General features: G+C 62.5%; 17 protein-coding genes and 1 pseudogene. 12 read left to right on the top strand and 6 right to left on the bottom strand.

All coding sequences use genetic code 11. The annotated features are described in order from the left end of the window. The first annotated feature begins 6 nt into the window (after positions 1-6). The 9 genes from murD to lpxC all read left to right on the top strand — a co-directional run bounded on the left by murD (position 7) and on the right by lpxC (position 10,526). Positions 7-1,353 carry a UDP-N-acetylmuramoyl-L-alanine--D-glutamate ligase gene (gene murD, locus NTD80_RS27355; RefSeq protein WP_065900818.1) on the top strand — a complete coding sequence of 449 codons (1,347 nt, stop codon included), beginning with the start codon at positions 7-9 and terminating at the stop codon, positions 1,351-1,353. Beyond that, the gene (gene ftsW, locus NTD80_RS27350; RefSeq protein WP_065900821.1) at positions 1,350-2,567 is read left to right on the top strand and encodes a putative lipid II flippase FtsW; all 1,218 of its coding nucleotides are present in this window, start codon (positions 1,350-1,352) and stop codon (positions 2,565-2,567) included. The genes murD and ftsW overlap by 4 nt, the downstream gene beginning before the upstream one ends. Continuing rightward, the gene (murG, locus tag NTD80_RS27345; protein ID WP_262135569.1) at positions 2,557-3,627 is read left to right on the top strand and encodes an undecaprenyldiphospho-muramoylpentapeptide beta-N-acetylglucosaminyltransferase; all 1,071 of its coding nucleotides are present in this window, start codon (positions 2,557-2,559) and stop codon (positions 3,625-3,627) included. The genes ftsW and murG overlap by 11 nt, the downstream gene beginning before the upstream one ends. After that, positions 3,620-5,065, top strand: a complete 1,446-nt coding sequence (murC, locus tag NTD80_RS27340) for a UDP-N-acetylmuramate--L-alanine ligase (RefSeq protein ID WP_065900827.1) — start codon at positions 3,620-3,622, stop codon at positions 5,063-5,065. The genes murG and murC overlap by 8 nt, the downstream gene beginning before the upstream one ends. Next, positions 5,062-6,018, top strand: a complete 957-nt coding sequence (locus NTD80_RS27335; protein ID WP_065900830.1) for a D-alanine--D-alanine ligase — start codon at positions 5,062-5,064, stop codon at positions 6,016-6,018. The genes murC and NTD80_RS27335 overlap by 4 nt, the downstream gene beginning before the upstream one ends. A 4-nt stretch (positions 6,019-6,022) precedes the next feature. Further along, the gene (locus tag NTD80_RS27330) at positions 6,023-6,892 is read left to right on the top strand and encodes a cell division protein FtsQ/DivIB (protein ID WP_003171882.1); all 870 of its coding nucleotides are present in this window, start codon (positions 6,023-6,025) and stop codon (positions 6,890-6,892) included. 15 nt (positions 6,893-6,907) lie between these two features. Next, entirely contained in the window at positions 6,908-8,170 is a 1,263-nt protein-coding gene (gene ftsA / locus NTD80_RS27325) for a cell division protein FtsA (protein WP_025855584.1), read from the top strand. Between the two features lie 135 nt (positions 8,171-8,305). Then, a complete protein-coding gene (ftsZ, locus tag NTD80_RS27320) occupies positions 8,306-9,502 on the top strand; it encodes a cell division protein FtsZ (protein WP_065900833.1) in 1,197 nt (398 codons plus the stop codon). A gap of 112 nt (positions 9,503-9,614) precedes the next feature. Next, positions 9,615-10,526: a UDP-3-O-acyl-N-acetylglucosamine deacetylase gene (gene lpxC, locus NTD80_RS27315; RefSeq protein WP_065900836.1), complete on the top strand. Its 912-nt coding sequence runs from the start codon at positions 9,615-9,617 to the stop codon at positions 10,524-10,526. A gap of 117 nt (positions 10,527-10,643) precedes the next feature. On the opposite strand, the gene NTD80_RS27310 is transcribed toward lpxC, so the two are convergent. The 6 genes from NTD80_RS27310 to NTD80_RS27285 form a co-directional block, all read right to left on the bottom strand. After that, on the bottom strand, positions 10,644-12,134 hold the full coding sequence (locus NTD80_RS27310; protein WP_262135568.1) for a diguanylate cyclase: 1,491 nt from the start codon (positions 12,132-12,134) through the stop codon (positions 10,644-10,646). A gap of 187 nt (positions 12,135-12,321) precedes the next feature. Beyond that, positions 12,322-13,644: an OprD family porin gene (locus tag NTD80_RS27305; RefSeq protein ID WP_262135567.1), complete on the bottom strand. Its 1,323-nt coding sequence runs from the start codon at positions 13,642-13,644 to the stop codon at positions 12,322-12,324. Positions 13,645-13,913: 269 nt separating this feature from the next. Continuing rightward, complete coding sequence (locus tag NTD80_RS27300) at positions 13,914-15,278, bottom strand: heavy metal sensor histidine kinase (protein ID WP_065900842.1); 1,365 nt, start codon at positions 15,276-15,278, stop codon at positions 13,914-13,916. Then, positions 15,268-15,945, bottom strand: coding sequence for a heavy metal response regulator transcription factor (locus NTD80_RS27295; RefSeq protein WP_065900845.1), 678 nt, complete (start codon positions 15,943-15,945; stop codon positions 15,268-15,270). The genes NTD80_RS27300 and NTD80_RS27295 overlap by 11 nt, the downstream gene beginning before the upstream one ends. 31 nt (positions 15,946-15,976) lie before the next feature. Continuing rightward, positions 15,977-19,072 (bottom strand): multidrug efflux RND transporter permease subunit, encoded by a 3,096-nt coding sequence (locus tag NTD80_RS27290; protein WP_120447647.1) that lies wholly within the window; start codon positions 19,070-19,072, stop codon positions 15,977-15,979. Then, positions 19,069-20,235 (bottom strand): efflux RND transporter periplasmic adaptor subunit, encoded by a 1,167-nt coding sequence (locus NTD80_RS27285; RefSeq protein ID WP_262135566.1) that lies wholly within the window; start codon positions 20,233-20,235, stop codon positions 19,069-19,071. Before NTD80_RS27285 ends, NTD80_RS27290 begins: the two co-directional genes overlap by 4 nt. A 214-nt stretch (positions 20,236-20,449) precedes the next feature. On the opposite strand from NTD80_RS27285, the gene NTD80_RS27280 reads away from it, so the two are divergent. The 3 genes and pseudogenes from NTD80_RS27280 to NTD80_RS31480 form a co-directional block, all read left to right on the top strand. After that, on the top strand, positions 20,450-20,683 hold the full coding sequence (locus NTD80_RS27280) for a hypothetical protein (RefSeq protein ID WP_065900852.1): 234 nt from the start codon (positions 20,450-20,452) through the stop codon (positions 20,681-20,683). Positions 20,684-20,853: 170 nt separating this feature from the next. Beyond that, positions 20,854-21,624, top strand: a complete 771-nt coding sequence (locus NTD80_RS27275) for a transporter substrate-binding domain-containing protein (RefSeq protein ID WP_262135565.1) — start codon at positions 20,854-20,856, stop codon at positions 21,622-21,624. A gap of 107 nt (positions 21,625-21,731) precedes the next feature. Beyond that, positions 21,732-22,013: pseudogene (locus tag NTD80_RS31480) on the top strand (PAS domain-containing protein); the annotation flags it as partial. Positions 22,014-22,174: the final 161 nt, after the last annotated feature.

Below are 22,174 nucleotides of genomic sequence, written 5' to 3'. Positions count from 1 at the left end.
AAACGAGTGTCCCTGATCGCTTCAGACCACTTCCGCATCGTTGTCGGCCTCGGCAAGAGCGGCATGTCCCTGGTTCGCTTCCTGGCGAACCGGGGCACGTCGTTTGCCGTGGCCGATACGCGGGAAAATCCACCGGAGCTGGTCACGCTGCGCCGTGACTACCCGCACGTGGAAGTGCGTTGTGGCGAGCTGGATGTCGAGTTTCTGTGCCGCGCCGATGAGCTCTACGTGAGCCCTGGCCTGGCCCTGGCGACACCGGCCCTGCAAGCCGCAGCGGCGCGTGGCGTGAAGCTGTCCGGCGACATCGACCTGTTCGCGCGTAACGCGAAGGCGCCGATCGTGGCCATCAGCGGCTCCAACGCCAAGAGCACCGTGACCACTCTGGTCGGCGAGATGGCGGCTGCGGCCGGCAAGCGCGTCGCCGTCGGTGGCAACCTCGGCACCCCGGCACTCGATTTGCTCAGCGACGACGTCGAGCTGTACGTGATGGAACTGTCGAGCTTCCAGCTGGAAACCACCCACGACCTCGGCGCCGAAGTGGCCACCGTGCTGAACGTGAGTGAAGACCACATGGACCGCTACAGCGGGCTGCCGGCCTATCACTTGGCCAAGCACCGGATCTTCCGTGGCGCCCGGCAAGTGGTGGTCAATCGCCAGGATGCCCTGAGCCGTCCGCTGATGGGCGAGGGCCTGCCCTGCTGGACCTTCGGCCTGAGCAAACCTGATTTCAAGGCATTCGGCATTCGTGAAGAGAACGGCGAGAAATACCTGGCCTTCGAATTCCAGAACCTGATGCCGGTGCGCGAGCTGAAAATCCGTGGCGCGCATAACCAATCCAACGCCCTCGCCGCATTGGCTCTCGGGCATGCCGTCGGCCTGCCATTCGACGCGATGCTGTCGAGCCTGCGCAGCTTTGGCGGCCTCGAGCATCGCTGCCAATGGGTACGCGATCTGGATGGCGTCAGCTACTACAACGATTCCAAGGCCACCAACGTCGGTGCGGCCCTGGCAGCCATCGAGGGCCTCGGCGCCGATATCGAAGGCAAGCTGGTGCTGATTGCCGGTGGCGACGGCAAGGGCGCCGACTTCAAGGACCTCAAAGGCCCGGTGGCCGAGCATTGCCGCGCCGTGGTGCTGATGGGCCGCGATGCCGACCTGATCGCCGCCGCCCTGGGCGATGCCGTGCCGCAAGTGCGCGCGACCTCGCTGGACGACGCCATCGCCCACTGCAAGGCCCTGGCCCAGCCGGGTGACGCCGTGTTGCTGTCGCCGGCGTGCGCCAGTTTCGACATGTTCAAGAACTACGAAGAGCGCGGCCTGCTGTTCGCTCGCGCCGTGGAGGCCTTGGCATGAATTTGCGTAATATCATCAAGCCCTATCCGTCGCCGATCATTACCGGGCGCGGTATCGACCTGGATTTCCCGATGCTCGCCGGTTGCCTGGCGCTGCTGGGCCTGGGCCTGGTGATGATCACTTCGGCGTCTTCCGAAGTGGCTGCCGTGCAATCGGGCAACACCCTGTACATGATGATTCGTCACCTGGTGTATCTGGTGATTGGCCTCGGCGCGTGCATCGTGACCATGATGATCCCCATCGCCACCTGGCAACGCCTGGGCTGGTTGATGCTGATCGGGGCGTTCGGCTTGCTGATCATGGTGATCCTGCCCGGCATCGGCCGCGAGGTGAACGGTTCGATGCGCTGGATCGGCTTCGGCGCCTTCAACGTGCAACCCTCGGAAATCGCCAAGGTGTTCGTGGTGATCTACCTCGCCGGCTACCTGGTGCGGCGCCAGAAAGAAGTGCGCGAAAGCTGGATGGGCTTCTTCAAGCCGTTCATCGTGCTGCTGCCAATGGCCGGCCTGTTGCTGATGGAACCCGACTTCGGGGCCACCGTGGTGATGATGGGCGCGGCGGCGGCGATGCTGTTCCTCGGCGGCGTGGGCCTGTTCCGCTTCACCCTGATGGTGCTGCTGGCCGTGGCTGCCGTGACCATCCTGGTGCAGGCGCAACCCTACCGGATGGCGCGCCTGATTACCTTTACCGACCCGTGGTCCGATCAATTCGGCTCCGGCTACCAGCTGACCCAGGCGCTGATCGCCTTCGGTCGCGGCGAGTGGCTGGGCGTGGGCCTGGGCAACAGCGTGCAGAAGCAGTTCTACCTGCCGGAAGCGCACACCGACTTCGTGTTCTCGGTACTCGCCGAAGAACTCGGCGTGGTCGGCTCGTTGTGCACCGTCGCGCTGTTCGTGTTCGTGTGTGTACGCGGCATGTACATCGGCTTGTGGGCCGAGAAGGCCAAACAGTATTTCGCCGCTTATGTGGCGTACGGCTTGTCGTTCCTGTGGATCGGCCAGTTCCTGATCAACATCGGCGTGAACGTCGGCCTGCTGCCGACCAAGGGCCTGACCTTGCCGTTCCTCAGTTACGGCGGCAGTTCGTTGGTGATTTGCTGCGCGTGCCTGGGCCTGTTGCTGCGCATCGAGTGGGAGAGTCGAACCCACTTGGGCAGCGAAGAGATGGAATTCAGCGAAAGCGATTTTGCCGAGGAGCCATCCCATGGGCGCTAACGTGCTGATCATGGCGGGCGGCACCGGGGGCCATGTGTTCCCGGCCCTGGCCTGCGCGCGGGAGTTCCAGAACCGTGGCTACACCGTGCACTGGCTGGGAACACCACGTGGCATCGAAAACGAACTGGTACCGAATGCCGGCTTGCCGCTGCACTTGATTAACGTCACCGGGCTGCGTGGCAAGGGCAAGCTGTCCCTGCTCAAGGCGCCGTTCGTGTTGCTCAAGGCAGTGTGGCAGGCGCGCAAGGTCATTCGCGAATTGAAGCCGGTGTGTGTGCTCGGTTTCGGCGGTTATGTGACCGGTCCTGGTGGTGTCGCGGCGAAGCTCGCCGGTGTGCCGGTGATCGTGCATGAACAGAACGCCGTCGCCGGTACCGCCAACCGTTTGCTGGTGCCCCTGGCGGCGCGGGTCTGCGAGGCATTCCCCAACACCTTCAGCGCCGCGGACAAGCGCCGCACCACCGGCAACCCGGTGCGCACCGAATTGTTCATGGACATCGCCCGCGAGCCCCTGGCCGGGCGCAAGGCGCACCTGCTGATCCTGGGCGGAAGCCTGGGGGCTGAGCCACTGAACAAATTACTGCCCGAAGCACTCGCGCAACTGCCTGTGGACCTGCGCCCGGAGATCTTCCACCAGGCCGGCAAGAACCACGATGAACTCACCGCCACGCGCTATCGCGAGGCCGGTGTCGAGGCGAATGTGCAGCCCTTCATCAAAGACATGGCCCATGCCTATGGCTGGGCCGACCTGGTGGTCTGTCGCGCTGGTGCGCTGACCGTCAGTGAACTGGCCGCCGCCGGTCTGCCGTCCTTGCTGGTGCCTTTGCCCCATGCGATCGACGATCACCAGACCCGCAACGCCGAATATTTGGCCGGGGAGGGCGCTGCCTTCCTGCTGCCGCAAAGAACGACTGGCGCCGCCGATTTGGCCGCACGCCTGACCGAGGTTTTGATGCAACCGGAACGACTCAACAGCATGGCGAGCACCGCAAGCCGCCTGGCCAAACCTGACGCAACCCGCACCGTGGTCGATATCTGCCTGGAGGTGGCCCATGGTTGAGAATCAGAAAGCCATGCCACAACCCGAGATGCGTCGCATCCGTCGTATCCACTTCGTCGGTATTGGCGGCGTGGGCATGTGCGGGATTGCCGAGGTATTGCTGAACCTGGGTTACCAGGTGTCCGGCTCCGACTTGAAAGAGTCGCCGGTCACGGATCGCCTGAAGTCCTTTGGCGCGCAGATCTATATCGGTCACCGTGCCGAGAACGCCGCCGAGGCCGACGTACTGGTGGTTTCCAGCGCCGTGAACACCTCCAACCCGGAAGTGGCCACCGCCCTTGAGCGCCGTATCCCGGTGGTGCCACGCGCCGAGATGCTCGCGGAGCTGATGCGCTACCGCCACGGCATCGCCGTCGCCGGTACCCATGGCAAAACCACCACCACCAGCCTGATCGCCTCGGTGTTCGCCGCCGGTGGCCTGGACCCGACCTTCGTGATCGGTGGCCGCCTGAATGCAGCGGGTACCAATGCCCAGCTCGGCACCAGCCGCTACCTGATCGCCGAAGCCGATGAAAGCGACGCCAGCTTTCTGCACCTGCAGCCGCTGGTCGCTGTTGTCACCAACATCGACGAAGACCACATGGCCACCTACGATGGCGACTTCAACAAGTTGAAGAAAACCTTCGTCGAGTTCCTGCACAACCTGCCGTTCTACGGTCTGGCCGTGGTGTGCCTGGACGACCCGGTGGTGCGCGAAATCCTGCCCTTGGTCAAGCGTCCGACCGTGACCTACGGCTTCAGCGAAGACGCTGACGTGCGTGCGATCAATGTGCGCCAGGAAGGCATGCAGACCTTCTTCACCGTGCTGCGCCCTGACCGCGAGCCGCTGGATGTCTCGGTGAACATGCCGGGCAACCACAACGTCCTGAACTCCCTGGCGACCATCTGCATCGCCTCCGATGAAGGCGTCAGCGATGAAGCCATCGTCGAAGGCCTGTCGCGCTTTGCCGGTGTCGGCCGGCGCTTCCAGGTCTACGGCCAGTTGCCGGTAGAAGGCGGCGACGTGATGCTGGTGGACGACTACGGTCACCACCCGACCGAAGTCGCTGCCGTGATCAAGGCCGTGCGCGGCGGCTGGCCGGAGCGCCGCCTGGTGATGGTCTACCAGCCGCACCGCTACAGCCGCACCCGCGACCTGTACGACGACTTTGTAAATGTATTGGCCGACGCCAACGTGCTGCTGCTGATGGAGGTCTACCCGGCCGGTGAAGAGCCGATCCCGGGCGCCGACAGCCGCAAGCTGTGCAACAGCATCCGCCAGCGCGGCCAGTTGGACCCGATCTACATCGAGCGTGGCGTGGACCTGGCGCCGATCGTCAAGCCGCTGTTGCGCGCCGGTGACATCCTGCTGTGCCAGGGTGCCGGTGATATCGGCGGCCTTGCCCCTAAATTGCTTGCGAGCCCATTGTTCGCGGCCGTACAGGGGAAGTCGAAATGACCACCAACTACGACGCCCTGTTTTCCACCCTCGCGCCCGCCGACTTCGGCCGCGTGGCGGTGCTGTTCGGTGGCAAGAGCGCCGAGCGTGAAGTCTCGCTCAAGTCCGGCAATGCCGTGCTTGAAGCCCTGCAAAGCGCCGGCGTGAATGCGTTCGGTATCGACGTGGGCGATGACTTCCTCGCGCGCCTGCAGGCCGAGAAGATCGACCGTGCGTTCATCATCCTGCACGGCCGTGGCGGCGAAGACGGCAGCATGCAGGGCCTGCTGGAGTGCGCCGGCATCCCTTACACCGGCAGCGGCATCCTCGCCTCGGCACTGGCGATGGACAAGTTGCGCACCAAGCAGGTGTGGCACAGCCTGGGTATTCCAACCCCGCGCCACAGTGTGCTGTGCAGCGAAGACGATTGTATTTCTGCGGCCAAGGAACTGGGCCTGCCTTTGATCGTCAAACCAGCCCATGAAGGCTCCAGTATCGGCATGGCCAAAGTGAACTCGGCCGCCGAATTGATCGACGCATGGAAAGCGGCAAGTACCTACGATTCGCAAGTGTTGGTGGAACAGTGGATCCAGGGTCCCGAGTACACCATCGCCACCCTGCGTGGCCAGGTATTGCCGCCTATCGCATTGGGCACGCCCCATACCTTTTACGACTACGACGCCAAGTACGTGGCTTCCGATACCCAGTACCGGATCCCCTGCGGCCTCGACGCAACCAAGGAAAAACAATTGATGGACCTCACGGCGAAAGCCTGTGAGGCGCTGGGTATCGCCGGTTGGGCGCGGGCAGACGTGATGCAGGATGAGCAAGGGAATTTCTGGTTCCTGGAAGTCAACACCGCACCGGGTATGACCGATCACAGCCTGGTACCTATGGCCGCTCGCGCAGCCGGTCTGGATTTCCAGCAGTTGGTGCTGGCGATTCTTGCCGCAAGCATTGAGCCACGAGGCTAAGGACATGAAAGGCGCATCGCTTCGTCATCAGCCCCCACAAGCACCGAGCCGCAAGCCGGTGCCCCGGGGTGCCAGCCGAATGGTGGCTAAAGAGCCGATGTCGGCGCGCCTGCCGAAAGCCAATTTTGGTTTCCTCAAGGCGCTGTTCTGGCCGGTGCTGCTGGTGGTCCTGGGCTTTGGCACTTACGAGGGCGCGCAGCGTCTACTGCCGTATGCCGATCGTCCCATCACCAAGATCAGCGTGCAGGGCGACTTGAGCTACATCAGCCAGCAAGCGGTGCAGCAGCGTATCGGGCCGTACCTGGCGGCGAGCTTCTTCACCATCGACCTGGCCGGTATGCGCTCGGAGCTGGAGCAGATGCCGTGGATCGCCCACGCCGAAGTCCGCCGTGTCTGGCCGGACCAGGTGACGATCCGCCTGGAAGAACAACTGCCGGTGGCCCGCTGGGGCGACGAGGCGCTGTTGAACAACCAGGGCCAGGCGTTCACCCCGCGTGAGCTGGCCAACTACGAGCACCTGCCGCAGCTGTTCGGGCCGCAGCGGGCGCAGCAGCAAGTGATGCAGCAGTACCAGGCCCTGAGCCAGATGCTGCGGCCACTGGGCTTCTCCATTGCACGCCTGGAATTGCGTGAGCGGGGCAGCTGGTTTTTGACAACCGGGGCAGGCAGTTCCGGCCCGGGCATCCAGTTGTTGCTGGGACGCGACCGCTTGGTGGAAAAGATGCGCCGCTTCATTGCCATCTATGACAAGACCTTGAAAGAACAGATTACGAACATTGCGAGCGTCGACCTGCGTTACGCCAACGGCCTTGCCGTCGGCTGGCGTGAACCGGCTGCGCCCACGGCAGCGCAACCCGCTGTCGCGAAGAATTAAGAAGAGGCAGGACCCATGGCAAACGTGCAAAGCGGCAAAATGATCGTCGGTCTCGATATCGGCACCTCCAAGGTGGTGGCGCTGGTGGGCGAGGTCGGGGAAGACGGCACGATCGAAATCGTCGGTATTGGCACGCATCCGTCCCGGGGCCTGAAGAAGGGCGTGGTGGTGAACATCGAGTCCACCGTGCAATCGATCCAGCGCGCGATTGAAGAAGCGCAGCTGATGGCCGGTTGCCGGATCCACTCGGCGTTCGTCGGCGTAGCCGGCAACCACATCCGCAGCCTGAACTCCCACGGCATCGTGGCGATCCGCGACCGCGAAGTCAGCTCGGCTGACCTCGAGCGTGTGCTCGACGCTGCCCAGGCCGTGGCAATCCCGGCTGACCAGCGCGTGCTGCACACCCTGCCGCAGGACTACGTGATCGATAACCAGGAAGGCGTGCGCGAACCCCTGGGCATGTCGGGCGTGCGCCTGGAAGCCAAGGTCCACGTGGTGACCTGCGCCGTCAACGCTGCACAGAACATTGAAAAATGCGTGCGTCGCTGCGGCCTGGAAATCGACGACATCATTCTTGAGCAACTGGCGTCGGCCTACTCGGTACTGACCGACGACGAAAAAGAACTGGGCGTGTGCCTGGTGGACATCGGCGGCGGCACCACCGACATCGCGATCTTCACCGAGGGTGCGATCCGTCACACCGCCGTGATCCCGATTGCGGGCGACCAGGTCACCAACGACATCGCCATGGCGCTGCGTACGCCGACCCAGTACGCCGAAGAAATCAAGATCCGCTACGCCTGCGCCCTGGCCAAGCTGGCCGGTGCCGGTGAGACCATCAAGGTGCCAAGCGTGGGCGACCGTCCACCGCGCGAACTGTCGCGCCAGGCCCTGGCCGAAGTGGTCGAGCCGCGCTACGACGAGCTGTTCACCCTGATCCAGGCTGAACTGCGTCGCAGCGGCTACGAAGATTTGATCCCGGCCGGCATTGTGCTGACCGGTGGCACCTCGAAGATGGAAGGCGCGGTCGAACTGGCCGAGGAAATCTTCCACATGCCGGTGCGCCTGGGCGTTCCCCATGGCGTGAAAGGCCTGGGCGACGTGGTGCGCAACCCGATTTATTCGACTGGCGTGGGCTTGCTGTTGTACGGGCTGCAGAAGCAGACCGATGGCATTTCCCTGTCGGGCCCGAGCAACCGTGACAGCTACCGCAGTGACGACGAGGCGAAAGCGCCGTTGTTCGAGCGTCTGCAGGCATGGGTCAAGGGCAACTTCTAAAGAAGCTGCGGCGAGCGCCAAGCCGCAAGCTTCAAGAGTATGGCGTTCCGAGCTTGCAGCTTATGGCTTGAAGCTTGTAACGCCTGCAGCAGTAGGCGTAGGCGAAAAAACTAGAGAAATGAAAGGAGAGGGAACATGTTCGAACTCGTAGACAACATCCCCGCAAGCCCGGTCATCAAAGTGATCGGTGTCGGCGGTGGCGGCGGCAACGCTGTCAACCATATGGTCAAGAGCAACATTGAAGGCGTTGAGTTCATCTGCGCCAACACTGATGCCCAGGCGCTGAAAAGCATCGGCGCGCGGACCATCCTGCAATTGGGCACTGCCGTGACCAAGGGCCTCGGCGCTGGCGCCAACCCGGAAGTCGGCCGTCAAGCCGCACTCGAAGACCGCGAGCGTATCGCTGAAGTGCTGCAAGGCACCAACATGGTGTTCATCACCACCGGCATGGGCGGCGGTACCGGTACCGGTGCGGCACCTATCATTGCTGAAGTGGCCAAGGAAATGGGGATCCTGACGGTTGCCGTCGTGACCCGTCCGTTCCCGTTCGAAGGCCGCAAGCGCATGCAGATCGCCGACGAAGGCATCCGTCTGCTGTCTGAAAGCGTCGACTCGTTGATCACCATCCCCAACGAGAAGCTGCTGACCATCCTGGGCAAGGACGCAAGCCTGCTGTCCGCGTTCGCCAAGGCTGACGATGTACTGGCCGGTGCCGTTCGCGGTATTTCCGACATCATCAAGCGTCCAGGCATGATCAACGTCGACTTTGCCGACGTACGTACTGTCATGAGCGAAATGGGCATGGCGATGATGGGCACTGGCTGCGCCAGCGGTCCGAACCGTGCACGCGAGGCCACCGAAGCGGCCATTCGCAACCCGTTGCTGGAAGACGTGAACCTGCAAGGCGCACGCGGCATCCTGGTGAACATCACCGCCGGTCCTGACCTGTCCCTGGGTGAGTACTCCGACGTGGGTAGCATCATCGAAGCCTTCGCTTCCGAGCACGCGATGGTCAAGGTCGGTACCGTGATCGATCCGGACATGCGCGACGAACTGCACGTGACCGTGGTTGCTACCGGTCTGGGCGCGAAAATCGAGAAGCCTGTGAAGGTCATCGACAACACGCTCCACAACAGCCAGGCCAGCCAGCAAGCTGCCGCTCCAGCACCTGCGCGTCAGGAACTGCCGTCGGTCAACTACCGTGACCTGGATCGTCCGACCGTGATGCGCAACCAGGCCCAGGCCGGTGCTGCGGCGTCTCGTAGCCCGAATCCGCAAGATGATCTGGACTACCTGGACATCCCGGCATTCCTGCGTCGTCAGGCCGATTAATGGAATGTATCAGGGCTATGAAGGTGATTGGTGTTCAGCAAAGGTCTGGTCTGCTATTATCGCCAGCCTTTGTTGATACCAGTTCGCAATTTGCGCTGAAGCGGTCCAAGCCATGATTAAACAACGCACTCTGAAGAATATTATTCGTGCCACAGGTGTAGGTCTGCACTCCGGGGAGAAGGTATACCTGACCCTCAAGCCTGCACCTGTCGACACCGGCATCGTGTTTGTGCGTGCCGACCTGGACCCTGCGGTGCAGATTCCTGCTCGCGCGGAAAACGTTGGCGAAACCACTATGTCGACCACATTGGTCAACGGTGACGTCAAAGTGGACACGGTGGAGCACTTGCTCTCGGCCATGGCTGGCCTGGGCATCGATAACGCCTACGTCGAGCTCTCCGCGTCCGAAGTCCCGATCATGGATGGCAGCGCTGGACCCTTCGTATTCTTGATTCAATCTGCCGGCCTGGAAGAACAGGACGCAGCCAAGAAGTTCATTCGCATTCTGCGGGAAGTGACAGTAGAAGACGGCGACAAGCGCGCCACCTTCGTCCCGTTCGAAGGCTTTAAAGTGAGCTTTGAGATCGATTTCGATCACCCGGTATTCCGTGACCGCACCCAAAGTGCAAGCGTGGATTTTTCCAGCACTTCGTTCGTAAAAGAAGTCAGCCGCGCCCGTACCTTTGGTTTCATGAGTGACATCGAGTACCTGCGCAAGCACAACCTCGCACTCGGCGGCAGCGTTGAAAACGCCATTGTGGTCGACGCGGATGGTGTACTGAACGAAGACGGCCTTCGCTATGAAGACGAATTCGTGAAGCACAAGATCCTCGATGCAATCGGTGACCTCTACCTGCTGGGCAATAGCCTGATAGGCGAGTTCAAAGGCTTCAAGTCGGGCCATGCCCTTAACAACCAGCTGTTGCGCAAGTTGATTGAGCAGACAGACGCTTGGGAAGTCGTGACCTTCGAAGATGCCAGCACCGCACCGATCTCTTACATGCGTCCCGTCGCGGCGGTGTAAGTAACAACTCTCTTTCTTTAGTTTTGAAAGGCTGCCTTCGGGTGGCCTTTTTTTATGCTTGATGGGTTTGCAGTGGGAGTAAGCAAACGCACTCATCCCAGCAAACCTGATCCCACCCTAGATCTGTCCAGCATCCACGATCCGGTTGCGCCCGCTGTGCTTGGCCTCATACAACGCCTGGTCAGCCTTGAGCAGCAACGCCTCAAGAGTCATTCGGCTGCGTTTGTCCCAGGTGCTCATGCCGATGCTCACCGTAATCGGCCGGTCGGCACCGTTCACCCGGGGCAAATGTTCGACGCTGCTGCGGATATGCTCGGCGATGACCCAGGCGCCCTTGGCATCGGTATGGGGCAGGATTACCGCGAACTCTTCGCCGCCATACCGCGCGGCAAGGTCGGCCGGACGGCGGATGTTGTCGCCGATCACCTGGGCGACCGTGCGCAATGCCGCGTCGCCGCCGTGATGGCCATGGCGGTCATTGAAGGCCTTGAAGTGGTCCACATCAATCATCAGCAGCGTCAACGGCTCAGTCGAGCGTTGGGCGCGATCCCACTCCAGGCGCAGGCGCTGGTCGAGAATGCGACGGTTGGCCAGGCCGGTGAGCGGGTCGGTGGCTGCCAGTTCTGACAGCACCTGCTCGGCATGATGGCGGCGGCGCAGTTCACTGCAGAGCATCCAGGTCAGCCACAGCAGGCCCATGCACAGAATGCCCGTCGCGATGCTGACCAGCCACGCCGCGCGGCGCCAGGGAGCGAAAATCTCGTCACTGGACAGCGCCACCACGACGATCAGCGGCAAGTTGCCCACAGTCGAAAAACTGTACAGCCGCGGCTGGTTATCGACGCTGGAGATGCTGCTGAAACTGCCATCGCGCTCGCGCAGCATGCGCGCCACGTTCGGGCGTTGGCTCAGGTCCTTGCCCACCATATCCAGTTCCAGCATGGGTTCCTGCGCCAGCAGGATGCCCTGGTGATTGATCAGGTTGATGGTGCTGTCACTGCCGATATTCAGGCTGCTGAACAGTTGGTGAAAGTACGACAGGCGCATGGAGGCCACTGCTACGCCGAGGAAGCGCCCGTCTGCCGACGAGACGCGCCGACTGAATGCAATGCGCCACTGGTCGTCGCACACGCAGCGGGCCAGGAACGGACGGCTGATATACAGGCCCACATCCGGGTTGGTGCGGTGTACCTGGAAATAGTCACGATCGGCGAAGTTGCCGGTCTTGGGGGTCAGCAACGAGGAGTCTGCAAGCACCTCGCCCTCGGGGTCGAGCAGCAGGATATCGCCCTTGTAGGGTGCGGCGGCGGAGCGGTCGAACAGGACCAGGTGCCGGATGCTCGCGGAAACGCCCAGCAGGTCATTGCGTTCAGTGGCGGTGATCAGGCCCTTGATGGACATGTCGTAGAGTTCGACGTTGCGCAACACATCGGCGTCGATAAGCTGTGTGATGTTGTTGGCCGTGCGTTTGGCGCTCTGCAAGGTATTGGCGTGTTCACGAATCAATAACGCAGTGACGACCGCGACGATCATCAGGACCGTGAGGGTGCTGCCCAGTATCAGCAAGCGTTCCGGGCGGCGGGTAGGGCGGGCGAGGCTTGGGCTCATCGGGCGTACTTCTGCTTCGAGGATGCCAATAGCGTAGTAGCAACTCTGGAATATGGCGCCCGGCAAAACGGTGCGAGGGGGCTTGCTCGCCAATGCGATGCGTCAGTAACGGCTGGGTTGGCTGCTCCACCGCATTCGCGAGCGAATCCGCGCCCATCCTGGTTCTGCCTGGGCGACAGGGTGCGTGTCAGAACACGTTGATCGGGTAGTCGATGATCACGCGGTATTCATCCACATCGCGATCCACCGCCGAGTAGCCGTTGCTGCCGCGATTGACCGCCCACTGCAGGCGCACCGCCAGGTCTTTGGCCTTGCCGCCCTGCACGACGTATTTGAGGTCGATATCGCGTTCCCAGTGCTTGGCGTCCTTGCCGTCGGCGCTGTACCAGGCGCTGTAGCCACGGCTTTGCGGGTCGACTGTGGTGAGGTCGGTCTTGCCGCTGATGTAGGATACGGCCGAGGTCAGGCCGGGCAGGCCCAGGCCGCCGAAGTTATAGGCGTACTTGAGTTTCCACGAACGCTCATTGGGGCCGTTGAAGTCGGAGTATTGCTGGGAGTTGTCCAGGTACACGCTGTCGCCCTGGGCAATGTAGTCGAACGGGGTATTGCCGTTGACCCGCTGGTACGCGGCAGTGACGCTGTGATGGCCGACGTCGACGGTGAAGTGCAGGCTGTAGGTGTTGTTGTCGATGTTGCCCAGCAGCGCCTGCCCGGTGTCCTGGGTGTGGTAGTAGTGCAGGCCGGGGTTGAGGCTGACCATTTCGTTGACCACATAGGTGTAGTCGAGGTCGTAGTAGTACTGGTGCCACACGTCCTTGAGTTCGGAGGCGTAGAGGTTGCTGGTCAGCCCGTCGATGCCGCTGAACGACACGCCGGCCCAATTCATGTGCTGACTGTCCGTGTTGTTGGGCAGCGCGCCATAGCTGGTGCCAATGCGCCGGTGGCCGCTCTGGTTGTAGAGCTTGGTAAAGCTGGCCTGGCCGCCCTCGAACATCCAGCCGTCGACGCTGTGGTTGGTCAGGCTCACGCCACGGAAGGTCTGCGGCAGCATGCGGGTCATGCCGCCGGCGATCACCGGGTTGTTCAGGAACAGGTCGCCGGCTTTAAACTCAGTGTCGAAGGCGCGCATTTTCAGGGTGCCACCTGCGGTGGAGAACGAGCCCGGCGCCTTGCCGTTGCCACTGCCGTACGGAAGGATGCTGGAGCCATCGGTGCCGCCTCCGCCATCGAGCTTGAGGCCGAGCATGGCGTGGGCGTCCAGGCCGAAGCCGACGGTGCCCTGGGTGTAGCCGGATTCGAAGGTGCCGATAAAACCCTGGCCCCATTCCTTGCTGTCATCGGTGTGGATATCGCGACGGTCGCGGTTCATGTAGTAGTTGCGGGTGTTGATGTTGAGGTGCGAGCCTTCGACGAAACCGTCGGTGGGGGTGGTGTCTGCCGCGTGGGCAAGGGGGACGATCGTTGCTGCAATCGCGAGGAATAACGGGGTGAACGTCAGCGAGTTCTTCACCGGTGGAGCTCCTTTGGTCAATCGAAAACGGCCAATGTCGTGGGGGTGTGCCTGGCCTTTTTTTACCGCAAAAAAAAGCCGCTGAAGTCAGCGGCTTTAAGACAGATTCCCAGTGTAGAGCCCTGGAAATAAGTCGAGGGAAATTCGGGTAAGCGGGTCAGCTGTCTATGCCGTCGCGCTCATCGATGCGTCAAATTAACGCAGGTGAGCGGTGGGATACAGAGTGTAACAAGATAATGACTGTTGCCCAAATCGCAACAGTTAGGCCGTCAGACGGGCAGGGTAATGCCAAAGGTATTGCCGCCGCCGGCACTGCGCACAAACACATCGCCGCCGTGCATCAACGCGATGGCCTTGACGATGGCCAACCCCAACCCATGATTCGCCCCACTGTTGCTGCGTGACGCATCCACCCGATAAAAGCGTTCGAACAGCCGGGGCAGGTGTTCGCTGGCAATCTCATCGCCAGGGTTGGTCACCCCGATCGCCACCTGATGCCCCTGCACCTCGATGCTCACCTCGATAACCTGCCCCGGCGCCGTGTGTTGCACCGCATTGCTCAGCAGGTTGATCAGCGCGCGGCGCAGGTGGGCTTTTTCGATCTGCACCAGGGCGTCGCCGCGCACGCGCACCTGGACCTGGGCGTCTTCGAGGATGAAGTCCAGGTAGTCGAGGGTGGTCGCCACTTCGTCGGCCAGGGAGCTTTCGATCAGCTTGGTGGCCTTGCTGCCCTGGTCGGCGCTGGCGAGGAACAGCATGTCGTTGATAATCGAACGCAGGCGCTCGAGTTCTTCGAGGTTGGATTGCAGCACTTCGAAATAATGCTCGGCCGAACGCCCGCGCGTCAGGGCCACCTGGGTCTGGCCGATCAGGTTGGTCAGCGGTGAGCGCAGTTCGTGGGCCACGTCAGCGTTGAACGACTCCAGGCGTGAGTAGGCCTGTTCCACTCGATCGAGTGTTGAGTTGAACGAGTTGACGAACTGGCTCAGTTCCGGCGGCAGCGGCGACAGCTGCAGGCGCCCGGAAAGTTTCGGCGGCGCGAGTTTCTGCGCCTCATCCGACAGCGTGATCAGCGGCTTGAGGCCGATACGCGAGACCCAGAAGCCGAGCAGCGAAGCCATCACCACCCCCACGAATGCGAGGCCGATCAGGGCCATCAGCAACTGGTGTTGGGTAGCCCGAAAGTTCTCGGTATCAATGGCGATCATGAAGCGCAGCGGCGGGCGCTGGTCCTTGGCCGCAAATTGGCTGACCAACACCTTGAACGGGTATTCACGCCCCGGCAGGCGCAGGTCGCGCTTGCCCGTTGGCCCGGCGGCAAAGGCGCGAATCTGCGCGTCGGGGTTGCCGTATTCATAGGCCGGGTCGCTGCTGACCACCCAGAAGCGGATGCGCTTGTCTTCCTCGCCCAACAGCTTGAGCTTGGCCTGGATCTTCACCCAGTGGTCCGGCGTGCCAAAGCGGTTCACCGAGGATTCGAGCACGCTGTAGCGCGCGTCCAACTCCGCGCCCGGCAACAAGCCCAGGCCGCGGTCGACCTGCTGGTACAACGCGCCGCCGATCAACAGGAAGATCAGCAGCGCCACCAGGGTGAACATGCCGCTCAGGCGCAGGGCGATGGAGTTAGCCGACACTGCGGTTCTCCAGCACATAACCCATGCCGCGAATGGTGTGCAGCAGTTTGGTGTCGAACGGCCCATCGAGCTTGGCGCGCAGGCGCTTGATCGCGACTTCGACCACGTTGGCGTCGCTGTCGAAATTGATGTCCCAGACCATCTCCGCGATGGCGGTCTTCGACAGGATTTCGCCTTGGCGCCGCGCGAGTACGCTGAGCAGCGAGAACTCCTTGGCGGTCAGGTCCAGGCGCAGGCCGTTGCGGCTGGCCTTGCGGCTGATCAGGTCGATCCACAGGTCGGCGACCGTGACCTGCACCGGTTCATGGCCGCCGCTGCGGCGGGTCAACGCTTGCAGGCGCGCCACCAGTTCGAGGAACGAGAACGGCTTGCCGAGGTAATCATCGGCCCCTTCGCGCAGGCCGCGAATGCGATCTTCCACGCGCTCACGGGCGGTCAGCATGATCACCGGGGTCTGCTTGCGCGCCCGCAAGGCACGCAACACGCCAAAGCCGTCGAGGCCGGGCAGCATCACGTCGAGCACGATCACCGCGTAATCGTTCTCCAGCGCCAGGTGCAACCCCTCGACGCCTTCGCGGGCCACATCGACGGTGTAGCCTTGTTCTGTCAGGCCGCGGTGCAGGTAGTCCGCGGTTTTTTCTTCGTCTTCAATAATCAGGACGCGCATGAGCCTTTTGCTCCAGGGCGGGGCCTCAGCCTCATTGTGTGGTCGCCAACGCGGGCGTTGGTTTGGGCCGGTGGAAAAACTTCTCGAGGTACAAGTATATGACCGGTGTAGTGAACAACGTCAGCGCCTGGCTCACCAGCAGCCCGCCGACCACCGCAATGCCCAGCGGCTGGCGCATTTCCGCGCCCGGGCCTGCGCCGAGCATCAACGGCACCGCGCCAAGCAGGGCGGCGAGGGTAGTCATGATGATCGGCCGGAACCGCGTGACACAGGCTTCGTAGATCGCATCCTCCGGCGACAGGCCCCTGACGCGCTGGGCCTCCAGGGCAAAGTCGATCATCAGGATGCCGTTCTTCTTCACGATCCCGATCAGCAGCACCAGGCCGATCAGCGCCATGATCGAAAAGTCCTGGCCCATCAGCGACAGCATGATCAGCGCACCCAGGCCTGCCGAGGGCAGGGTGGAAATGATCGTCAGCGGGTGGACAAAACTTTCATACAGCACGCCGAGGATGATGTAGACCGCCACCAGCGCCGCGAGGATCAGCCACGGCTGGCTGGCCAGCGAACTCTGGAACGCCTGCGCCGCGCCCTGGAAGTTGCCGATGATGGTAGTCGGCATGCCGATTTCATTCTTTGCCTGGTTGAGCATGATCACCGCATCGCCCAACGCCACGCCGGGCGCGAGGTTGAACGACAGGTTGGCGGCCGGGAACATGCCGTCATGGCTGATGGACAACGGCCCGACGGTTGGCGGGTCGACCTTGGCCAGTGCCGACAGCGGCACCATCTCGTTGGTCAGCGGTGAGCGCAGGTAGAAATAATTCAGGCTCTCGGCCTTGCCGCGTTGCTTGGTGTCGAGTTCCAGCACCACCTGGTACTGGTTGATCTCGGTCTGGAATTCGTTGATCTGGCGCTGGCCGAACGCGTCATACAGCGCCTGGTCGACGTCGGTGGCGGTCAGGCCGAAACGTGCGGCGGCCTGACGGTCGATGCTGATGTGGGTAATGCTGCCGCCCAGTTGCAGGTCGTTGGAGAGGTCACGAAAGGCCGGGTTGGCGCGCAGTTTCTCCGTCAGGCGCTGGGTCCAGGTGTTGAGCGTCGGGCCGTCGTTGCTCTTGAGCACGTACTGGTACTGGGCGCGGCTGGGGCCGGAACTGAGGTTGATATCCTGGCCGGCGCGCAGGTACAGCACGATGCCCGGCACCTTGGCCAGTTTCGGCCGGATGCGGTCGATGAACTGGCTGGCGGAGACATCGCGGTCGCCGCGGTCTTTCAGGGCAATCCAGAAGCGGCCGTTGGCGATGGTCTGGTTGCTGCCGGTCACACCCACCGAATGGGAGAACGCTTCCACCGCCGGATCGTCCTTGACGATCTCGGCCAGGGCCTTGTGCTTGGCGACCATGTCCGGGTACGACACGTCCGCCGCCGCCTCGCTGGTGCCGAGCACAAAACCGGTGTCTTGTACCGGGAAGAAACCCTTGGGGATAAACACGTAGCCGACCACGGCGAGGGCCAGGGTCACGATGAAAATCGCCGCCATGGTGCGCTGGTGCGCAAGGGCCCGGCGCAGGTTGCGTGCATAGCCCGCGAGCAGGCGTTCGCTGAAACCGGGTTTGTCGTGGGCATGATGGGTGGGCGCGCGCATGAACAGCGCGGCCAGGGTCGGCGCCAGGGTCAGCGACACCACCACCGAAATCAGGATGGTCGAGGTAGCCGTTAGCGCGAACTCCTTGAACAGCCGCCCGACCACGCCGCCCATGAACAGCAGCGGAATAAACGCGGCCACCAGCGAGAAACTGATGGAGACCACGGTGAAGCCGATCTCGCCGGCGCCCTTGATCGCCGCCTCGCGCTTGTCGAGCCCTGCTTCGAGGTGGCGGTGAATGTTTTCCACCACCACGATCGCATCGTCCACCACAAACCCCACGGCGATCACGATCGCCACCAGGGTCAGGTTGTTCAGGCTGAAGCCCATCAGGTACATCAACGCAAAACTGGCGACCAGCGACACGCCGAGCACGCTGGACACAATCAGCGTCGCCGACAACTGGCGCAGGAACAGCGCCATCACCGCCACCACCAGCAGGATGGCAATCAGCAGGGTCACTTCGACTTCATGCAGGGACGCGCGAATGGTCTTGGTGCGGTCGGTCAGCACGCTGACCTGCACCGACGCCGGCAGCATGGCTTGCAGGCGCGGCAGTTCGGACTGGATGCGGTCCACCGTCTCGACAATGTTGGCGCCGGGTTGGCGCGAAATCACCAGGTTGACGCCGGGGGTATCGCCGGACCAGGCCTGCACGTAGGCATTTTCCGAACCGTTGATGACTTTGGCGATATCACGCAACTGAACCGGTGCACCGTCCTTGTAGGACACGATCAATTGCGCGTAGTCATTGGGGTGGAACAACTGGTCATTGGTCGACAGGGTCGACACGCTGTTCTCGCCGTAGATCGCACCCTTGGCCAGGTTGAGGCTGGATTGCTGGATGGCCAGGCGGATATCGGCCAGGGTCAGGCCGATGGCCGCGAGCTTGTCCGGCGAGGCCTGTACGCGAATCGCCGGGCGCTGCTGGCCGGTGATGTTGATCTGGCCGACGCCATCGATCTGGCTGATCTGCCGGGCCAGCAGGGTTTCCACGTAGTCACTCAGCTCGGTGCTGGGCATGCTGTTGGAGCTGACGCTGAGGATCAGCACCGGGCTGTCCGCCGGGTTGACCTTTTTCCAGGTCGGCAGGCTCGGCATGTCGCTGGGCAACTTGCCGGACGCGGTGTTGATCGCCGCCTGGACTTCCTGCGCAGCCGTGTCGATGCTCTTGTTCAGGGTGAATTGCAGGGTCAGCAGGCTTGAGCCCAAGGCACTGCTGGAGGTCATCTGGGTCATGCCGGGGATGGCACTGAATTGCACCTCCAGGGGCGTGGCCACGGATGAGGCCATGGTGTCCGGGCTGGCGCCGGGCAGGGTGGCGGTCACCTGGATCGTCGGAAATTCCGCTTCCGGCAGTGGGGCGATGGCCAGGCGTGGGAAGGCAATCATCCCGAGCAGCACCAGGGCGAAGGTCAGCAGCAGGGTGGCGACCGGGTGGTCGACGCACCAGGCCGACGGCGAACGGCTGCCACTCATGGCTGCACCTTGGCGTCGACGGTCTGGATCACTTGCGGTGGCTCCTTGAGCACCTCCACCTGGGCGCCGGCCTTGAGCCGCGACTGGCCGTCACTGACCAGTACATCACCGGCCTGCACCCCCTTGATGATGTTCACGTCGCTGTCCTGGTACGTCACCTGCACCGGCACCACGTCGACCTTGTCCCCGTTGATCCGGTACACGAAGTGCGAATCCAGGCCGCGTTGCACCACCGTCGGCGGTACCACCAGGGCGTTTTTGTCGAGGGCGGTCTGGATCTTGATCGTGACCAGTTGCCCCGGCCACAGGCGCTGCGAGGCGTTGTTGAACTCGGCCTTGGCACGCAGGGTGCCGGTGGTCGAGCTGATCTGGTTGTCGATCAGGCTCAAGTGGCCTTCACCCAGCAGGTCGCCGGTCTGGCCGTCGGTGTCGGCGCCCATGTAGGCGTCGACGCTGGCCCTGGTCGGTGCCGCGATCAAGCCTTGCAGGGTCGGCAGCATTTGTTGCGGCAGGGAGAACTCGACGGCAATCGGGTCGATCTGGGTCACTGTAAACAGCCCCTGGGTATCGCTCATGCGCAGGAAGTTGCCTTCGTCCACGGTACGAATACCCACGCGGCCAGTGACCGGCGAGCGAATCTGGGTGTAGGAAAGCTGTACCTGGGCCGAATCGATGGCGGCCTGGTTGCCTTGGGCGGTGGCCTTGAGCTGGTTGACCAGCGCTTGCTGCTGATCATAGGTCTGCTTGGAGACGCCGTCGTCGACGCTCAACTCCTTGTAGCGCTTGAGGTTGACCTGCGCCACTTGCAACTGCGCCTGGCTCTCGCCCAGCTGTGCCTTGGCTTGCTCCAGGCTGGCGCGGATCGAGCGGTCATCGATGGTCGCAAGCAAGTCCCCGGCCTTGACCAGTTGGCCTTCCTTGACCAGCAATTTGGTGAGAATGCCGTCCACTTGCGGGCGGATCACCACACTGTGCAACGACAACACCGAGCCAATCCCGCTGACAAACCGTGGAATATCCTGCTGCACCACGCTCACCACCCGCACCGGAATCGCAGTCGGCGCTGCCAGTCTGGTCTTGGCCGGGCGCGTCAGGGCCCAGGCGGCAACGGCCAGCACTACGAGGACACCCACGATCAGGGCGGTTTTTCGTTGTATTTGCATGGAGGTGAGGCGCCAGGGCAAAGGAGTGGGAGACTAAGGGCCTTTATAGCCTGCGAACCCGGTCAGCAAGGTGACTGCTAACTGACAGCGCTGTCAGTAAGCGCAGACCATTCGTACAGGCGGTGGTTAAAGATCCGAGGCGGGCAGGTATACTGCGCGCCAGCGTAGCCCGCAAGCCGGCCTCGCGTCATTTTTTGCACGTTCCGGAGCTTCCATGACTTCCCCGACACAACCCCCTGTTGAAGCGACCGACCTGGTCGATCCGGCCAGCGCCGAAGGCGTTGAAAAAGCCGAGATCCCGGCGTTCAAGTTTCCGTTCAAGCCGGGTGAACTGGCCGGGGCCAAGCAAGCCGCCCAGCCCTGGTACAAGAACGGCGCCAAGAACGGCCACACCAAGTCCCCAGGCATGGCCCCACCGGGAACGCGTCGCTCCATGGGTAAACGTTAAGATTAACTAGCTGCAACATTTGGCGGAAGCTGCCTACAGCTTTCGCGGATGTTTCTGCTTGTGGGGCCGCAACCATTTCTTGAAAGCTTCCACAGCCTCCGCTCCGCCCCGTCGGTATTTCCCGGGACGGAGTGTGTCGAGGCTGGTCTTTCCGGAAAAGGACGCTTCCCGTGGCCCTGATACACATATGTGTAATGCTTGTCCTGTTGTGCGCGGCTGAAGCCGTCGCCGCTGATGATCCCCCTCGGCAGGAAATCCGCTTCGCGGTTGCCGCGCAATTCCCCCCCTTCCAGAGCCGTGATGCGCAAGGTCGGTTGGTCGGCCTGAATATCGACCTGGGCAATGCCCTCTGCCAGCAACTGAATGTGCGCTGTACCTGGGTCGACCAGGTGGTCGTCGAAGACTTTCCTGCTCTTGAGTCCCGGCAATTCGATGCAATCATGGGCATGGCCCCGACGTCGCTGCGCCGCCGTCGAGCGGGCTTCACCGACACCCTCTATCCCTTCACGACACGGCTGGTCGCCCGCCGGACCTCTGGCCTGCTGCCGCGCGTCAAGTCGCTCAAGGGCAAGCGCGTCGGCGTTTTGCTCGGCAGCAATCGTGAAGCCTTTGTGCGCTCGAAGTGGGCGCCCAGGGGCGTGATCATCAAGAGCTTCTGGCTCAATGATGAACTGGTGCGCAGCCTGGTGGCCGGTGATATCGATGCGACCCTGCAGGGCACCGTGGAAATCCGCCAGGCCCTGCTCGACACCGATGATGGCCAGGACTTCGACTTCCTCGGTCCGCCTGTTTCGGCCGCGCTGTTGGGCGACGGCGTGGCGATTGCGGTGCGCAAGACCGATACGGCGTTGCTCAATGACCTCAATCGCGCCCTCGAAGAGTTGATGCAAAACGGTGAGTACCGGCGAATCCTCGCGCCCTACCGCCTGGAAACTCCGTGATGGCTAATTAATTGCGCAGAACATGAGCTGGATCAGTATTTGCCCCATGGGTGCGCTTAGAGTCGACGCCCTGCCGACTCCTCCAATAATCACGAGCGCGCTTCTCCATGAAGATCAATCTGCCGGTCACCGGTCGGAATCTGGACTTTGCCCCCGACGCCAACATCCTCTCGACCACTGACCTGACCAGCGCGATTACCTACGCCAACCAGGATTTCATCGACATCAGCGGCTACCACCGTGACGAGTTGCTGGGGATGGCCCACAACGTCCTGCGCCATCCTGACATGCCGTCCGAGGCCTTTGCCCATATGTGGCAAACCTTGAAACGCGGCCGGTCGTGGATGGGCATGGTGAAGAACCGCTGCAAGAATGGCGACCATTATTGGGTCAGCGCGTATGCCACGCCGGTGACCCGCGACGGGGCGACGGTGGAGTACCAATCGGTGCGCACCAAGCCGGATGCGTCCAGGGTGGCGGCGGCAGAACGGGCGTATGCGCGACTGCGGACGGGCAAGGGGCGCGCGTGGCCGGCGGTTGGCCTCCAGCT

This window comes from Pseudomonas sp. 13B_2.1_Bac1 (assembly GCF_025466155.1).
In the GTDB taxonomy this organism is placed as follows: Bacteria; Pseudomonadota; Gammaproteobacteria; order Pseudomonadales; family Pseudomonadaceae; genus Aquipseudomonas; species Aquipseudomonas aylmerensis.
The sequence above is the reverse complement of the archived record's forward strand: the minus strand, read 5'-3'. Positions and strand labels throughout refer to the sequence as shown.

What these genes read in the sequence shown, in the direction of transcription:
- murG (WP_262135569.1), top strand. Translation starts at nt 2,557, where the DNA reads ATGGGCGCTAACGTGCTGATCATGGCGGGCGGCACCGGGGGCCATGTG.
- ftsW (WP_065900821.1), top strand. Translation starts at nt 1,350, where the DNA reads ATGAATTTGCGTAATATCATCAAGCCCTATCCGTCGCCGATCATTACC.
- NTD80_RS27335 (WP_065900830.1), top strand. Translation starts at nt 5,062, where the DNA reads ATGACCACCAACTACGACGCCCTGTTTTCCACCCTCGCGCCCGCCGAC.
- murC (WP_065900827.1), top strand. Translation starts at nt 3,620, where the DNA reads ATGGTTGAGAATCAGAAAGCCATGCCACAACCCGAGATGCGTCGCATC.
- NTD80_RS27280 (WP_065900852.1), top strand. Translation starts at nt 20,450, where the DNA reads ATGACTTCCCCGACACAACCCCCTGTTGAAGCGACCGACCTGGTCGAT.
- NTD80_RS27285 (WP_262135566.1), bottom strand. Translation starts at nt 20,235, where the DNA reads ATGCAAATACAACGAAAAACCGCCCTGATCGTGGGTGTCCTCGTAGTG.
- NTD80_RS27290 (WP_120447647.1), bottom strand. Translation starts at nt 19,072, where the DNA reads ATGAGTGGCAGCCGTTCGCCGTCGGCCTGGTGCGTCGACCACCCGGTC.
- NTD80_RS27295 (WP_065900845.1), bottom strand. Translation starts at nt 15,945, where the DNA reads ATGCGCGTCCTGATTATTGAAGACGAAGAAAAAACCGCGGACTACCTG.
- ftsZ (WP_065900833.1), top strand. Translation starts at nt 8,306, where the DNA reads ATGTTCGAACTCGTAGACAACATCCCCGCAAGCCCGGTCATCAAAGTG.
- NTD80_RS27330 (WP_003171882.1), top strand. Translation starts at nt 6,023, where the DNA reads ATGAAAGGCGCATCGCTTCGTCATCAGCCCCCACAAGCACCGAGCCGC.
- ftsA (WP_025855584.1), top strand. Translation starts at nt 6,908, where the DNA reads ATGGCAAACGTGCAAAGCGGCAAAATGATCGTCGGTCTCGATATCGGC.
- lpxC (WP_065900836.1), top strand. Translation starts at nt 9,615, where the DNA reads ATGATTAAACAACGCACTCTGAAGAATATTATTCGTGCCACAGGTGTA.
- NTD80_RS27310 (WP_262135568.1), bottom strand. Translation starts at nt 12,134, where the DNA reads ATGAGCCCAAGCCTCGCCCGCCCTACCCGCCGCCCGGAACGCTTGCTG.